Annotated in this window: 12 protein-coding genes and 1 pseudogene; 9 read left to right on the top strand and 4 right to left on the bottom strand. The window is 47.4% G+C overall.

All coding sequences use genetic code 11. From position 1 onward, the window contains the following. The 5 genes and pseudogenes from H6F52_RS08145 to H6F52_RS08125 all read left to right on the top strand — a co-directional run. Positions 1–240: pseudogene (locus tag H6F52_RS08145) on the top strand (photosystem II q(b) protein); the annotation flags it as partial. A gap of 51 nt (positions 241–291) precedes the next feature. Further along, positions 292–438, top strand: a complete 147-nt coding sequence (locus tag H6F52_RS08140) for a hypothetical protein (protein WP_190533560.1) — start codon at positions 292–294, stop codon at positions 436–438. Beyond that, complete coding sequence (locus H6F52_RS08135) at positions 435–3686, top strand: HEAT repeat domain-containing protein (protein ID WP_190533558.1); 3252 nt, start codon at positions 435–437, stop codon at positions 3684–3686. Before H6F52_RS08140 ends, H6F52_RS08135 begins: the two co-directional genes overlap by 4 nt. 162 nt (positions 3687–3848) lie before the next feature. Beyond that, the gene (gene aroC, locus H6F52_RS08130) at positions 3849–4943 is read left to right on the top strand and encodes a chorismate synthase (protein WP_190529219.1); all 1095 of its coding nucleotides are present in this window, start codon (positions 3849–3851) and stop codon (positions 4941–4943) included. 7 nt (positions 4944–4950) lie between these two features. Then, positions 4951–5805, top strand: coding sequence for an MBL fold metallo-hydrolase (locus H6F52_RS08125; RefSeq protein WP_190533555.1), 855 nt, complete (start codon positions 4951–4953; stop codon positions 5803–5805). 41 nt (positions 5806–5846) lie between these two features. On the opposite strand, the gene H6F52_RS08120 is transcribed toward H6F52_RS08125, so the two are convergent. Continuing rightward, entirely contained in the window at positions 5847–6785 is a 939-nt protein-coding gene (locus tag H6F52_RS08120) for a phosphodiester glycosidase family protein (protein WP_190533553.1), read from the bottom strand. Between the two features lie 164 nt (positions 6786–6949). Between H6F52_RS08120 and H6F52_RS08115 the strand changes: the two genes are divergently transcribed. Then, positions 6950–8011 carry a hypothetical protein gene (locus tag H6F52_RS08115; protein ID WP_190533550.1) on the top strand — a complete coding sequence of 354 codons (1062 nt, stop codon included), beginning with the start codon at positions 6950–6952 and terminating at the stop codon, positions 8009–8011. A 159-nt stretch (positions 8012–8170) separates the two neighbouring features. Next, positions 8171–9319, top strand: a complete 1149-nt coding sequence (locus tag H6F52_RS08110) for an isomerizing glutamine--fructose-6-phosphate transaminase (RefSeq protein ID WP_347276195.1) — start codon at positions 8171–8173, stop codon at positions 9317–9319. 27 nt (positions 9320–9346) lie between these two features. Here H6F52_RS08110 and H6F52_RS08105 read toward each other — a convergent pair whose 3' ends face one another. Together H6F52_RS08105 and H6F52_RS08100 are read right to left on the bottom strand one after the other, a co-directional pair. Beyond that, on the bottom strand, positions 9347–10207 hold the full coding sequence (locus tag H6F52_RS08105; protein ID WP_190533546.1) for an SH3 domain-containing protein: 861 nt from the start codon (positions 10205–10207) through the stop codon (positions 9347–9349). A 924-nt stretch (positions 10208–11131) separates the two neighbouring features. Next, positions 11132–12247 carry a serine/threonine-protein kinase gene (locus tag H6F52_RS08100; RefSeq protein ID WP_190529213.1) on the bottom strand — a complete coding sequence of 372 codons (1116 nt, stop codon included), beginning with the start codon at positions 12245–12247 and terminating at the stop codon, positions 11132–11134. Between the two features lie 236 nt (positions 12248–12483). On the opposite strand from H6F52_RS08100, the gene H6F52_RS08095 reads away from it, so the two are divergent. Further along, on the top strand, positions 12484–13233 hold the full coding sequence (locus H6F52_RS08095; protein WP_190414319.1) for a DUF561 domain-containing protein: 750 nt from the start codon (positions 12484–12486) through the stop codon (positions 13231–13233). A gap of 183 nt (positions 13234–13416) precedes the next feature. On the opposite strand, the gene H6F52_RS08090 is transcribed toward H6F52_RS08095, so the two are convergent. Further along, positions 13417–14541, bottom strand: a complete 1125-nt coding sequence (locus H6F52_RS08090) for an aminotransferase class I/II-fold pyridoxal phosphate-dependent enzyme (protein ID WP_190533543.1) — start codon at positions 14539–14541, stop codon at positions 13417–13419. 339 nt (positions 14542–14880) lie between these two features. Here H6F52_RS08090 and fetB point away from each other — a divergent pair, with 339 nt between their 5' ends. Continuing rightward, complete coding sequence (gene fetB, locus H6F52_RS08085) at positions 14881–15660, top strand: iron export ABC transporter permease subunit FetB (protein ID WP_190414315.1); 780 nt, start codon at positions 14881–14883, stop codon at positions 15658–15660. Positions 15661–15939: the final 279 nt, after the last annotated feature.

Raw genomic sequence — 15939 nt, 5'->3', positions numbered from 1 at the left:
GGCATCTGGTTCACCTCTTTGGGAATCAGCACGATGGCATTCAACCTGAATGGTTTCAACTTCAACCAGTCAGTGATTGACAGCCAAGGTCGGGTGATCAACACTTGGGCAGACGTGATCAACCGCGCCAACCTGGGTATGGAAGTAATGCACGAGCGCAACGCTCACAACTTCCCCCTCGACTTGGCAGCCGGTGAGTCCACCCCAGTGGCTCTGATGGCTCCCAGCATCAATGGTTAATCGCTAGAAGCTCTAGCTAAATCAAAACGCTCTCCGCAAGGGGGGCGTTTTTTGTTTGAGGAGATAGAGAAAGCAAAGGACGTACAAGAAGCGATCGCGCCAAAACAGCTATTGTTCACTATCGGCTGTCCCGACCACATTATCAGAAGAGCTAGATTGGTCAAGAAAGCGATCGCGAGTAACCTCCAAAGATTATGAAGCCGGGAAATCAAAAGCGCGTTTTTGCCTCTAGTACAGTCTTATTTAGCTTTTTACTGGCAAGTACGAGTGTTGCCCAAAATCCAAAACCACCCGCAGCCAGTCCAGTCGCCTCACCTACTGCGAAATCTTCTCCCGCACTAAAGCCTACCGCTACAACGAAGCCAGCTGCCTCATCTACGCAAACGCCCTCGCCTTCACAATCATCCAATTTGGGTGCTTCACAAACAACGAACTCCCCTCAATCCACAACACCCACTTGGAACTTTTGGGAAGCAACTGCTGGTAATTGGGTTGCAATTCTTGGTGTGCTATTAGGAGCGACTATAGCTGGGCTTATAGCTATTTACGCTCCGCGAGCTTTGGAGCGGTATAAGCTGCGGTTACAGGCAGAACAAAAAAAGAAAGAAGAAGAAGAACAAGCAACTGCAAAGGTAGCAGCAGAGGCAAAAAGCGTTAAAGCCTACTACGAAAAACTGAAGCAAGAACTCTGTCATCTGAGTATTTGCGATTTGCCCAACGTGCCGTCTTCTGTAAACTTGGAGAGCATCTATGTGCAATTGCAAGTGCGGGAAGAAGAAACCCTGCGCTATGCCAAAGACGAAGAAATGGCACCACTGGCAGCGGGAGAACCCAGCCAACTGCTGCGACGCTCCCAGCTACACATAGTAAAACAGGCAGAAATTGCCCTCTCGCCAGAAGATACCTTGGTGAAATTCCGACGCATGGTAGTGTTGGGCGATCCGGGTGCTGGCAAAACTACGATGCAGCGGTATTTAGCGCTCCAAATGGCTAAACAGGCTGAACCAAAATTGCCCTATTTGCCTGTTTATGTGGAACTAGGCAAATTTGTAGAAAGCAAGAAAAATGATTTGCTCGATTTCATAGCTGATGAGTGGGAGAAGCGCTATGGCTTTAGCAATGCTCTCCCTTACCTAGAGCAACAGCTAGATGATGGCAAAGCCGCGCTGTTGTTAGATGGACTCGACGAGGTGCTGGGTGGTGGAACTCAGGAAGAGGCTCAAGCCGCTTACAAGCGGGTGGCTGATGAAATTAATCGACTAGCGACGCTGTTTTCTGCTGCTCCCATTGTGGTAACTTGTCGAAAAGCTGGCTGGCGCGGAGGATTGAAAGGATTTCAGACGCTGGAAGTGCTGGATTTCAGTTGGGAGCAGATTCAGGAGTTTGTCAATCTTTGGTTTAAATCAAACTCCGATAAGGCTGAAGGACTACGGCAAGCACTGGAAAAGAATTTGCGAATGCAGATACTGGCAGCGAACCCGCTGATCCTCTCTCTGATTGCCATTGTTTACCAAGAAGATTTAGAATTGCCGGAGCGTCGCGCTGAGTTATACAAACGATGCCTAACAGTGTTACTGAAAGAGTGGGATTCCCATCGAGACATCAAGCGATTCAGCCAGTTTAGTACAGATGGCAAACGCAATCTTTTGAAGGAGGTGGCTTGGCATTTCCACAAGTCAGGAAAACGCTACTTCCCCGAAGATGAGTTGCTGGAGTTGATTGCCGATTTCTTGCCAACGATAAATATCCCGCGAGAAGACAACAAAGCCATCTTGGATGAAATTGCTGCTCAGCATGGGCTGCTGAAGGTGCAAGCGCATGGGTGGTATGGGTTTGTGCATTTGACATTTCAAGAATATTTTGCAGCCCTAGCAGTTAAGGACAACGGTGCAGCTGCGTTGTCAGAGGTTATTGTTCATCGCCACGAGCCTTGGTGGGAAGAAGTCATCCTGCTGCTGTCTGAGATGTTAAAGGATGCCACACCACTGTTGCTGGGTATCTTGGGACATTCCACAGGTTTACCAGAATTACCAGAAGGTAACTTAGCGGCGAACGATGACCGTTTCCACAGCGATTTGCTCTTAGCAGCACGTTGTCTGGCAGGTACTCCTCAAATTCTGATGAATGGTTTGCGCGATCGCATTATTGCCGATGTTAAAAATTTGCTGCTAACCTCGCCCTACGAATTCGATTGGGATCGGGCAGCTAGAGTTTTGATCGAGATTGGTGACAAAGCCCTTATCAACGAATTGCTGGAGATGCTGACAGACAAAAGTATCGAGCCATCAGATCGCCGCGAGAGCATTGCCAAAGCCTTTGGGGATATCGGCGATCGGAGCGTGGCTCAAAGCTTGCTGGGACTCTTGAACAATCACCTCGAACTGGATTCATTGGTTCGCTTGAGCATTGTAGGGGCCCTTGGTGCTTTAAAAGCAACGTTTGCAGTTGATAGTCTGCGAGACCTGCTAGAGACCGAGAAAGAACCCAATACTAGGGGACAAATTATTCAAGCTTTGGGCAAGATAGGTGATAAAAAGGTTGCTTCTTCACTTCTAGATATGTTCTTGGATACAACTACTGACCTAAAGATTAAGTCAGAAATTGCCCAAGCTCTAAAAGACCTAAACGATCCATCTTTGACTAATCCAATCTTAGAAAAGCTTAGGGATGAAACAATTGACTGGCAAGTAAGGTGGCTGTTGACGGAATCTCTTGAAGGTCTGCAAGAAACTGCAAAAGATTCCTTGATGGAAATTCTCGAAAGCCAAGACATCAACGACGGTGTCAGAGTGGGCATAGCAGCAACACTTGGAACTTGGGGAGTGAGGGAAAGCATCCCCCATCTTCGTAATGCTTTAGAAAACCAAGTTGTGCCACCCAGCCTGAAATTGGGAAATTACAGTCAGTCAGGCTATTTGTGGAGGAGGATAACTCGTGTTCTCAACGGCTTCGGGGATAATTCTGTAAAGCAGATTTTGATAGAAAAATTAAAAGAGAAGATAACTTTAAAAAACCAGGGAAAACCGTCAATAATTGAAATCATTAACGCCCTATATGAGTATAAGCCTGAGGAAATAGCTCATCAAGTATTAGCCATAGCTCGTGGGCAGGTGCAGATAACATTTTTTGATGTTGGCAAAGGAATGTTATTACTCTCCATGCAAAACTTTGCTACCAAAGCATTGCTGCCCGATCTACGAGAGCTACTTGCTGAACGCAAGAAGTACGGCATTGATGAATTAGGGCAAATTGGAATCATTACTGCAATTGCGAAAGTAGGAGATGACCTAGAAACAGTCAAGGCTCTGCGAGAAATGACATCAGTAATGGAATCTACACAAGACGAGTTTTTGCGGAATGCCATCTACCAAGCGCTTTATAACGTTAGCAGGCGTGCTGGAGTGCGTGTGAATGCTGATGGACAGATAGAGGAACTGAAAAAATAAGCGTGGTACAAGCGATCACTTCTCTCTACTCTTACCTCTGCGTTCTCTGCGTCTTGGCGGTTCGTTTAAATAAAAACAGTTGCAGCGAGATGCGCGATCGCTCCCCATCTCAATCGCGATCGCTGTTAAGATACAAATCGCTATGCATCCTCCTTAAGTATTATGGGCAATACCTTCGGGCATCTATTTCGCATCACTACATTTGGCGAGTCCCACGGCGGTGGCGTCGGGGTGATTATCGATGGGTGTCCACCGCAATTGGAAATTTCTGCCGAAGAAATTCAGGTAGAACTCGATCGGCGGCGTCCGGGACAAAGTAAAATCGTCACACCCCGCAAAGAAGCTGACACCTGCGAAATTCTTTCCGGCGTATTTGAAGGCAAAACCCTGGGAACGCCAATCGCAATTTTGGTGCGAAACAAGGACACTCGCCCCCAAGATTATGATGAGATGGCGCAGAAATATCGCCCTTCTCATGCTGATGCGACTTACGATGCTAAATATGGAATTCGCAACTGGCAAGGTGGCGGCAGATCCTCAGCGCGGGAGACAATTGGACGAGTAGCTGCTGGCGCGATCGCTAAAAAAATCCTTCATCAAGTTGCTGGAGTTGAAATCATCGCCTATGTCAAGCGCATCAAAGACTTAGAAGGCGTTGTCGATCCCAACACTGTCACTTTAGAACAAGTAGAAAGTAATATTGTCCGCTGTCCGGACGCCGAATGTGCAGAGCGGATGATTGAAAAAATTGAGCAGGTAGGGCGAGAAGGCGACTCTATCGGCGGAGTTGTAGAATGTGTTGCCCGTCATCTACCCAAAGGGCTAGGTTCGCCAGTATTTGATAAGCTGGAAGCAGACCTGGCTAAAGGTGTCATGTCTCTACCAGCAAGTAAGGGATTTGAAATTGGTTCTGGTTTTGCCGGTACTTTGTTATCGGGCAGCGAGCATAATGACGAATTCTCGATTGATGAAACCGGCGAAATTCGCACCAAAACGAACCGTTCCGGCGGGATTCAGGGGGGCATCTCCAACGGAGAAAATATTATTCTTCGGGTGGCATTTAAACCAACAGCCACCATTCGCAAAGAACAGCGCACCGTGACCCGCGAGGGTGAAGAGACTATACTAGCAGCTAAGGGGCGTCACGACCCTTGCGTTTTGCCCAGAGCGGTGCCTATGGTAGAGGCAATGGTGGCTTTGGTGCTTTGCGATCATTTGCTACGCCATCAGGGTCAGTGCGGTACTTTAAAGCCTTGAGAGTGAAATGGAAACCAGCCCTTCTTCCGAGTTTTTGCTTCAGTTTTGGGGTGTGCGAGGCAGTATCCCCTCCCCTGGAAAAGATACCGTTCGCTACGGTGGCAATACTTCTTGTATAGAAATGCAAATCGGTGGAAAACGCCTGATCTTTGATGGCGGCACCGGCTTGAGACTACTATCTAAGGATTTGATAAACCAGCAGCAGTCAGTAGAAGCTTATATGTTTTTTACTCACTACCACTGGGATCATATTCAAGGAGTACCGTTTTTTAAGCCAGCTTTTATGGAAGGCAATTGCTTCCACATTTATGGGGCAGTACCACCAGATGCAGACTCCATGAAACAGCATTTCTGCGATCGCGTGATGCACTCAAATTCTCCAGTGCCACTGCAAGGCATGGAAGCTGACTTGAAGTTTTACGAGTTAATGTGTGGCGATACCTTTCAGGTGGATGATATCACTATTGAAACCGGCCCGCTGAACCATCCCAACGGCGCGATGGGATATCGGGTGACGTGGCAAGGGCACACAGTCTTCTACTGTACGGATACGGAACATTTGCCGGATCGTCCAGATGAAAATGTGCTGCACTTAGCCCGCGAAGCCGATGTCCTAATTTACGATGCCATGTACACCGATGAGGAGTATAACAACCCCAAATCTCCGAAAGTCGGCTGGGGACACTCTACTTGGCAGGAAGGGGTGAAAGTGGCGCAGGCAGCAGGAGTCAAGCGGTTGGCAATTTTTCACCACGAACCGAACCACAGCGATGACTTTCTCGATCAAATTGAGACACAAGTTCAAGAAGTCTCGCCGGGTTCGTTCCTTGCCCGTGAAGGGATGATTGTGCAGGTAAATTAAAAAATGCAAAATTAAAAATTAAAAAATAAGATTGTTTATTTTTAATTTTTAATTTTTATCGGTCGCGCATAAAAGCCCAGATGGTTCGCCACTGGGCGCTGCCGCATGGGGATGCGAGTATGAATCGGTGAATTAAGCGATGCTGCTAACACTTCGCTAGGCTTCTCTCCACGACGCGCTACCACCAGCGTTGTCGAACCGCCGCCATCCAAGTTCAGCGCCCGATAAACACCCAACTCGGCAAGAATATTTTGCAGCTCAATTATACTGACACCCTCACTATAGAAACGCTGGCGACCATCAACCAGAATTAACCACAATTTCTCGCCGCTTTCATCAGTCGCAACCACTGTGCGCGGAAATAACTTTTTTTGATCGCGGTTATCTTTCATCACCACTAAGTTGCCGCGTTCGATGATGATTTCGCCGCCTGCCAAAGCTTGAGCCGTATCCGCAGGACAACTCGCCTTGCTGATTTGGGCACGATTATCCTGAGAAAAACACAAAACGGGCCAGCCTCGCTCAAACGCAGAGTAGGTGACGCCGTTAGAAATCGCCTGCCCCAATACGTTCACGGGTTCGCCACTGTGGGGATAATATAACAGCCATTGCTCTTGGAATGGGTAAAAAAAGCTACCATTGATTGCCAATTGCAAGTTAAATTCCCGCAAAAAGTCACTGGTCGTTTGTGCTACGGTTTCTTTTCCTTGGGTGGGTTTTCCTGGCGTTACTAACACCCCAATTCCTGGCGCTTTTAGGTCGATAGTGACAACGTGGATCGTTAGGGGGCGCGGTGTTGAGCGGGGAATGCGCCGATAAACGATACCTTGAAATAGCGGTTGCTGAACGTCGGTGCGGGGTGGACGTCTTAGACACGAAACGCCATAGAAGACACCATAGAGTCCCAGAGACAACAGCACCAGACTAAGGGCAATGGCACTGAGCGATCGCTTCCAGGAAATTTTGCGTCGTTTGCTCATGCTGGTTGAGGATTTTTCGACCACCGATTATCCCAAGATATCTTCTCATTTTGAAGCAAGGGCCGCGATCGCATTCTCAGCGCATTCTCATAGCTAAGAGCGATCGCGCATCATTGAATAGCACTTAGGATAAAAAAGAGTTTTAAGTTCGTAGGACGCAAGCCATGCGATTACAGTGGTTACTGTGGGGAGCAATCCTCAGCGTTGGGCTGTCAGCACTGCCCGCTCAAGCACAGATAACAGATGCTAAAGTAGCGGCATTCGCAGAAGCGCTCAGGAAGGCAGCACCCCAAACCGGAAAACAGGACGATGGACTCTACAGCGACTGGCAAATCAAACTAAACAACATTCCCCCCTGGTCAAAACAATGCACCGGACGTGCCCTAAGCACAGCGGAATTTGAAGCAAATCCCGCCACCGCACGGAAAGTTGTAGAGTGCATCATGGGCAATATTCTTCGCCAACAGTATCAAGCGGCGGGTAACAATGAATCCGTAGCGGTACAACGGGCGGCTGCTTGGTGGATGACAGGCGATCCCACCCGCTATAACAGTAAAGACATCGCTTCCTACATCCAAAAAGTTTCTGGTTTTTACCAGCAGTCGCGCTCAACTTCATCCGCAGTACCGCCTGCCTCAACCCCACCCAAACCTGCTACCCAACCAGCGGCTAAACCAACTCCAACTTCCACGCCATTACCATCACCCACCTCAAACCAGCCACCCGCAAAACTCCCTGTCACAACGGCGGCGGCTACCAATTCAGCAAAGATTTCTGATACCCATGTAGGGGCACTGGTGGAAGCGTTACGGCGGGCAGCACCGCAAACTGGCACCGCTGATGATGGACTCTACAGCGAGTGGCAAGTTAAACCAGACAATATACCCGGCTGGTCACAACAATGTATCAATCGGGAACTAACACCAGCACAATTTGAAAGCAGTCCCGTAACCGCACGAAGCATTCTGGTGTGTGTCATGCGCGACGTGTTGCGGGACGAGTTTCAGGCGAGTGGCAACAATGAGGTGGTAGCGGTACAACGGGCGGCTTCCTGGTGGATGACGGGCGATCCGACCCGCTATAACAGCAACGAAACCGGCCCTTATACAGAAAAAGTTCTTGGTTTCTATCAAGAGTTGCGCTCAACTTCATCGGCTTCACCACCTACCTCTAACCAGGCAGCTACAAATTCAGCGACAGAGCCGAAGTTATTTCCCCATCGCTAAACTGCTCGTAGTAGGGCATAGGAACCTAGAAGAGGGAGCAATTTCCTTTTAAGGGTAGGTTATTTTTCCTTCTTCCCCAACTAAGTCCGGGAATACTGCTGATAGGAGGCTCTAGCTCCTATCGGCAGCAGCCAATCCAATTAACATTTCTAGTGCAGCGTGAATTCTCCTAAAGAAAAGGTATTTTCCCACTTCATGCTCAAGGAAATCCATGAGCAATCAGAAGTTGTCCGAACTTGTTTAGAGGCTTTCTCAGAAATTCGTTTCAACGATCAACAGCCACGGCTTGAATTGACTCAACAACCTCTAAACTTAGGTTTATCATCCAACTTTTACGATGGTATAGACCAGATTAAAATTCTTGCTTGTGGCAGTAGTCTTCATGCCAGCTTGGTAGGTAAATATCTATTAGAGCAAGTGGCTAAAGTGCCAACAAGCGTACACTATGCCTCAGAATTTCGGGATGCACCATCGCCTGCAACTCCGAATACTCTCATTGTTGGCGTTACCCAATCTGGAGAAACCGCAGATACTCTCGCTGCCTTAGAAATAGAAAAACAGCATTGTTCTGGTGAAACTCGATTTTTAGGAATTACCAATCAGGCGGGAAGTTCCTTAGAAAAGCTGGTAGATCGTACAATTCATACTTTGGCAGGAAGTGAAGTAGCGATCGCTGCCACCAAAACCTTTGTCGCTCAGTTGATAGCGTTTTACTGTTGGGCGCTTGATGTAGCATACTGCCGTCAAACTCTATCGAGCGATCGCCTGCATCAAATCCTCACGCAATTGCACCGAATCCCCGATCAAATTGATTTAATTTTACAAAGCCAAAAGCACGTCATCGAGCAGCTAGCCAAAGATTTTACCCATACCCAAAACTGCATTATTTTAGGGCGCGGGATTAATTTTCCCATTACTCTGGAAGCAGCACTGAAACTCAAAGAAACCAGCTATATGCACGCAACAGGTTATCACGCTGGAGAGTTTTTGCATGGCCCAATTGCGATGCTAGATTCTTCTGTAACTGTAGTAGCGATCGCAATGCCCGGAGTTGTTTATGAAAAAATCCTTGCTAATGCCCAAAAAGCAAAAGCAAGGGGGGTTCAGCTCATTGGGGTGACATCCACAAACAATCCAGAAATTACAGGCATCTTTGATCGGGTATTGACTGTCCCGGAGGCGGACGAATTACTTTCTCCGATCCTGACAGTTATTCCGCTGCAACTCTTAGCCTATTACGCGGCTGTTCATCGGGGATTGGATGTTGACCGCCCCAGAAATTTGACGAAGACTTTGGCTGTGGATTAACCTGTTGATTTCAGAAATTGCGATCGCTTAATTCCCATTTCCTGGCAAGAAGTAACGTAGTCGCCATTGTCCGCGAGTCCGCACAAAACTGACGCGGTAATCGGTTTCTGAATCGTACACATAGCGGTTGAGAACCCAACCTTTTTTACCATTCCCGAGTTTCACTGGCGTCCAACCATCGATAACCTTTTCCTTCACCTCTTTCTGCATCTGCTCTGGTAGGCTGTTAAAGGTGTTGCCATCAAACCCTACAAAATCGTAAGACACAACCCCCACAACTTTGCTACCTGCCCCAGGGTTTGCACGGACATTCACATTTTGTCCTAAAATTGCCAGTTGTCCAACATTCGGTTTATCTGGGCGAATTGACTCCAGTGCTTTTGCGATATCTGGACACACCCAAACATCAGATCCCGGTTCTTTGTTCGCCACTTTTGCCTGATTGTCGGTAGCACAACCTAAACTAAGTGCCTTATCCATGTATGCCCAAAATTTAGAATTTTTGTCATCAATGTTGTAGCTGTCCAAATTGAGCGTACCGCCATAGTTCCATTCAGTTTCTGAGGTGACAAGCGTGCGAATAAAATTAGCATCCCGCCGACTAATGGCATCTAAAAGACGCACGCGAAACTGAGAAAACGAACTTTTGTCTGGCGGAGTTGTTTGAGTCCCAGTTGGTTTTGAAGTCGGCGGCGTATACGGTGGGGGCGATACCGCCACAGACGGGGGTATTGTCGGTTCTAGTGTCTCCGTTGTCGCCGGAGGAGCTGGAACTTCAGTTGTGGGTTGTGGTGGTTGGCTGTTGCGGTAGCTAATCGTTGCTAGAGTGGAACCTGCGATCGCTCCTATAGCGATCGCGCATATTATTAAAATTTGATATGGTTTCATTCTCCCCTCCTGTTCGATATTCCAAGTTCCTACGTTTTCAATGCCTTATCTTTGGCGGAGCCAGTGCAAATCCTGCTTGTTTGCTTTTACTGCTTTCAGGATTAACTTGCTAAAGCAGTTGGGTATTTATTCCCATTTTTTTACTCATAGAAATACCCTCACCAATCATTTTTTGACGAGGAAATAACTTATAAAACTGATTTTGAGCTTTCTAGGTAGCAAGCTTCATCAATGCGATGCCAGTTTGTTAAGTTGCCACATAATTTCTAAGGTATTTTCGTGACTAAAGCTTTTTTGATTGAGTGCCATTTTAAATAACTGTCACAACCTCATTTGCTTTTCTATGGTTAATGATTATGAGCTAAAACAAATTATTTTCATAAGATTTTCCTTTGGTCTTTGGTGATACACATCAGATACCTCACCCCCTGAGGTGGGAGTGCTGCTACGCTAGAAGAAAGATAGATAATAAGAAACTGAAGTGTAGCGCTTAAACAGGTGAATTGATATCAGCTCGCTCTCAAACTTTTTACTAAACTAGACGCTTGAGCGATCTAAATGTTTCCATCTGTAAGTTTGAGAAATCTAAAACGACTTTTTATATTTTATCAATTAATAATAGACCGAGATAATGCAGTGAGCCTAAACGATTCATGAAGGTGATATCCTCGAATTCTCTAAGAATTCGAGGATATGAACCGCTGGTCCGCCACTTAAATGGGATTGCTATATAAGCAACCGTTCCCTTTTTCCTTTAGGAAAAGAATTTTTTAGAAGATATCTGAAAGGAATATTGGCATCTTGTCTGGGCTTTCACTCTCAGGAAATAAACTGCTGCACCCAATAGGAAACTTCTGCCCAAAAGCGGAAGCCTTTGTTGAGCAATGGTGTAATAACCAACTATAATTTTCCCACTACCAATTCCTAAAGTCCTGAGTTACCAGAACTGCTAATGATGCTATGACGGTGTCTTTTCTTAGGATCTCGTTGCTTTGCCTGCCACCTAGCTTTCCAATCTCGAAGCGCGATCGCTGTTCTGGCGGTAGGAGAAACATAATTTGGTGAATTTGCTTCTGATTTTTTCTTATCTGAATCTTTCCCTGAAGGACGCTGAGTTGTCATAAACTGCGCTAAATTGTCTTGAGGCGATTCCCAGCCAAATGCCTGCATAATCGCTGTTGCAGATTGATAACGTTCGCGTAAAGAGATTTTCAGCATTCTGTTGAGAATTTTGCCAAAGTCTTTACTGACTGATATCGTGTCCTGCCACTGAATCTCACCCGTAGAGCGATCGCTATCAAATTCTAGCGGCGCTTTCCCACTCAACAAGTAAAGACACGTTACACCTAACGAATAAATATCGCTGGCATAAACAGGACGCAGTGAAAATTGTTCCGGCGGTGCAAATCCAACCGTGCCGATAAACTGGGTAGTTTGCTTCTGACCTCCTGTATCGCTTAAAGGAACCATCTCCTCTTTGACAGCTCCAAAGTCAATCAGTACCAGCCTCCCATCGTCCTGGCAACGGATGATGTTCTGGGGCTTAATATCGCGGTGAATTACATTATTGCCGTGGATGTACTGCAACAATGGCAGGATTTGACGAAGGAAATATTTAACGCCCTCTTCCGATAAGGGACCTCCGCGCCGCACCAAGCGTGCGAGGGTATACCCTCGTACATATTCCTGAACTAAATAGAATTCTCCCTCGTTTACAAAGTAATCTAGCAGCATGGGAATTTGGGAATGGCTGCCCAACTTACTGAGGGTTCTTGCTTCTTGCTCGAAGCGTTTCCGCGCTGTTTGCAGTCCAATCGGATCGCTAAACTTGGGACACAGCTGCTTAATCACACACAAAGGATCGCCTGGCAAGTTGGCATCTCTGGCTAAAAAGGTGATACCAAAGCCACCTCTTCCCAACATTCGCAGGATCTCATAGCGATCGCGGAACAACTGCTCGGTACCACACAGCTGCCCTAGTTCAGTTTGCTGTAAAACATCTGAGTGAAAAGTTGACAGATTTGTGGGTGGAAAATTCATGACCGTCACTGGCAGGAGGAGGGCAGGAGGGGGGGCAGGATCTGCGCTATGCTCCTAGTCTAGATCCCAGTTGTGATAAAAAGCAGAGCGTAATTTTTATTTCCTGATGGTATGGCAATCAGCGGGGATGCACAACCTTCCGCAGTAATATTCCCAGGTAGATCGTTCTGAATGTAGAGACCGGATGATTCGGTCTGTACAATTAAGATGCAAAATTTGCGAGCCAAATCGGGCTTATGACCATGAATACTACACTACAGCGTGTCTTTGACCAAGGTCGTGCTTTAAAAATTATTACCGGATTGAATAACTTCAATCCGGAGCGAGTTGCTGCCACCGTTAAGGCAGCCGACTTAGGCGGTGCTACTTTCGTCGATATTGCCGCAGAACCCAATTTGGTGCGGTTGGCTCGTCAGTTGACAAGCCTGCCAATTTGTGTTTCAGCAGTAGAACCAGAACTGTTTGCGATCGCAGTGGAAGCTGGAGCGGATTTGATTGAGATCGGCAACTTTGATAGTTTTTACGCGCAGGGACGGCGGTTTGAAGCAGAAGAAGTGTTGGCGCTAACGCAAGCAACGCGATCGCTGCTGCCAAATATTACCTTGTCTGTCACCGTGCCCCATATTCTGGAGCTAGATCGGCAAGTTCAACTCGCAGAAGCATTGGTAAAAGCCGGTGCCGATATTATCCAAACCGAAGGAGGCACTTCCTCAACCCCGACTCACGCCGGTACGCTGGGACTGATTGAAAAAGCGGCTCCTACCTTAGCAGCAGCTTACGAAATTTCCCGCGCTGTTTCCGTCCCAGTCCTGTGTGCTTCCGGAATTTCTAGCGTTACTGCACCAATGGCGATCGCTGCCGGTGCTGCGGGTGTCGGCGTCGGTTCTGCCATCAACCAACTCAACAGTGAAGTCGCGATGGTAGCGGCTGTTCGTAGCTTGGTGGAAGCACTATCCACTGTCAGCCGCGAACGCATTCATGCGTAATCCCTAAGCGGTCGGAGTGATGAGTGATGAGTTTTGAATTTTGAATAAATCTTGGCTAAGGAACGTGGATTAAAAAACTTACACTGATGCACGTTCTGTAGGGACATGGCAGCGCCATGCCCCTACGCCAGAAATCGAGGTTAATCAATCAACCCTCAAAACTCAAAATTCAAAACTCAAAACTTATCCCAAGCAATCTTTCAAGCTGTAAACCACTTGCTCCTGTTCCGCCAGAGAAAGTTCTGGAAACATGGGCAAGGCCAAAACCTCGTGACAGACTTGCTCCACCACAGGGAAGTCCCCAGATTTATAGCCTAAATTCTTGTAGACCGGCTGTAGGTGTAAAGGCAGGGGATAGTAAACCATCGAACTAACGCCTTGCTGCTGTAGCTGATTGCGAACCTCATCCCGATAGCTGCCGTTACTGGATTGGGTGAGGCGAATCGTGTATTGATTCCAAACACAGCGACCTCCTGGCGTTTCTTGCGGCTTCACCACCCCAGGCACCGGCTCTAACAATCGGTGGTACTGCTGTGCAACCGAGCGACGCAGGTCATTCCACGTATCCAGATAACGCAGTTTAATTTGCAGAATGGCGGCTTGTAGAGCATCCAAGCGGCTATTGATGCCAGTTGCTTCATGATGGTAGCGATCGCGCATTCCATGCTCCCGCAGCATCCGTATAGCAGAAGCGATCGCTGGATCGTTCGTCGTCACCGCACCGCCATCCCCACAAGCACCCAGATTCTTAGTAGGAAAGAAACTAAAGCAGCCAATATGCCCGATGCTGCCAACTTTAGATCCTGCCCACTCAGCGCCTGTGGCTTGGGCACAGTCTTCAATCACCGCTAGATTATGAGCCTGTGCTACGTCCATCACTGTCGTCATATCCACCGGCTGCCCAAACAGGTGAACTGGGATAATGGCGCGAGTTTTAGCGGTAATCGCCTTTTGCAGCTGATCGATATTGAAATTAAACGTATGGGCATCAATATCGACAAAAACCGGCGTCGCCCCCACCACGCTAATTACTTCAGCAGTGGCAATAAAGGTGAAAGGCGTCGTAATTACCTCATCCCCCGGCCCAATCTGTAAAGCCCTGAGAGCTAGATAGAGGGCATCTGTACCAGAGTTACACGCTACACACTCTGCAACGCCCGTGTAAGCTGCAAACTGTTGCTCGAAGCCTGCAACCGAAGGACCACCAATATAACGACCAGAAGCCAAGATGCCTAGAACGGCTGCATTCACTTCTTCACTGATAATTTTGTACTGCCGCGACAGGTCTAGGGGGGGAATATTATTCACTCGTTGACACCACAAATTTTTATCTACATAGAACCAAATTTTGCTCAGAAAGGGAATCCACGCCTCACCATCCTTTTTGATTCAGAATGCCGAACTTACAAAATTGTTTCGCAGAATTTGGCAGATAGAGGGACGATAACAGGAAAACGAGGCAGACCCACAGAGGACAAGGGGAGCATTCCTATTTTCACTCACTCCTAACTCCTAACTCCTAACTCCTCAGCACTCAGTCCTAACTCCTAACTCCTCAGTCCTCAGTCCTCCGCCCTCCGCCCTCCGCAATCAATACTTCCTCAATCCTGGCAGAATTAGGGAGAAAGCAAGACCTCATTTTGAACTGTGGATTCTTTAATCGCACTGAACTTTACAGACCTTGTCTTGGCGTTGGGCATGATGGCAGTTGCCATTGGTTTATCCAGGATTCAACAACTCGGATTAGAAGGGCAATTGGCGATCGCGACTGGTCGCACTATTATCCAGCTGTTGGGCGTTGGATATGTATTAGCCTTCGTCTTCGCCTGGAAAAATCCTTGGGCAGTTTTGGCACTTTTGATGGTGATGCTGAGCATTGCCGCAATTGTTGCTCGCAATCGCATCGGCAAAAAAATTCCCCAAGTATTGCCCGTGGTGTGGGGGTCGATTTTGGTGAGTAGCGCCCTGACATTGAGTTACACCACTTTGTTGATCCTTCAACCGCCTATTTGGTATGAACCCCAGTACCTGATTCCCTTAGCGGGAATTGTACTCGGAAATGCGATGAATGGAGCAGCGATCGCGGGCGAACGTTTGAGCAGCACCGTCAACGCTAGTCGCGCCGAAATTGAAACCCACCTGAGCTTAGGTGCAACGCCACAACAGGCGGTTGCACAGTACCGCAAAGATTCCATCCGCGCTGGTTTGATTCCCACTCTGAACCAAATGATGGTTGTTGGAGTCGTGACACTACCAGGAATTATCACAGGTCAATTATTGAGTGGTGTTGACCCGCTGAATGCTGCATCCTACCAAATTTTAATTATGTTTATGCTTGCTTTTACTAACTTAGTGACAACTTTATTAGTCACTCAAGGGCTTTGCCGCCAGTTTTTTACTAGCGAAGCCCAACTCAAGAATCATTAAAAATAAAAAACGAGTTTTCTTAAAAAAAATCCTAGGGAGTTTAACTCAAATATTGCCCAGTTTTATTACGACTTTGCATCTGTTGTTTATTAGACCTCCTGCATGAATGGTCAAGTAGTGTGCCAGTTCATAATCGAGATTGCACAATAAGGGAGTAGATCAGCATCAAGACACTGGGGAGTTGGTATGCCGTATACGGAGCTACAATCGCTTTCAGAAGGTGAGTTCAAGCGCTTATGCGGCGTTAGTCGTGAAACCTTTGCTGAAATAGTTGAAGTA

Source organism: Coleofasciculus sp. FACHB-542 (assembly GCF_014695825.1).
In the GTDB taxonomy this organism is placed as follows: Bacteria; Cyanobacteriota; Cyanobacteriia; order Cyanobacteriales; family FACHB-T130; genus FACHB-T130.
This window is presented reverse-complemented; position numbering and strand designations above follow the sequence as displayed.

Bases quoted from the DNA above. Each gene is read 5' to 3' on its own strand.
- H6F52_RS08135 (WP_190533558.1), top strand. From the start codon at position 435: ATGAAGCCGGGAAATCAAAAGCGCGTTTTTGCCTCTAGTACAGTCTTA.
- aroC (WP_190529219.1), top strand. From the start codon at position 3,849: ATGGGCAATACCTTCGGGCATCTATTTCGCATCACTACATTTGGCGAG.
- H6F52_RS08125 (WP_190533555.1), top strand. From the start codon at position 4,951: ATGGAAACCAGCCCTTCTTCCGAGTTTTTGCTTCAGTTTTGGGGTGTG.
- H6F52_RS08120 (WP_190533553.1), bottom strand. From the start codon at position 6,785: ATGAGCAAACGACGCAAAATTTCCTGGAAGCGATCGCTCAGTGCCATT.
- H6F52_RS08115 (WP_190533550.1), top strand. From the start codon at position 6,950: ATGCGATTACAGTGGTTACTGTGGGGAGCAATCCTCAGCGTTGGGCTG.
- H6F52_RS08105 (WP_190533546.1), bottom strand. From the start codon at position 10,207: ATGAAACCATATCAAATTTTAATAATATGCGCGATCGCTATAGGAGCG.
- H6F52_RS08100 (WP_190529213.1), bottom strand. From the start codon at position 12,247: ATGAATTTTCCACCCACAAATCTGTCAACTTTTCACTCAGATGTTTTA.
- H6F52_RS08095 (WP_190414319.1), top strand. From the start codon at position 12,484: ATGACCATGAATACTACACTACAGCGTGTCTTTGACCAAGGTCGTGCT.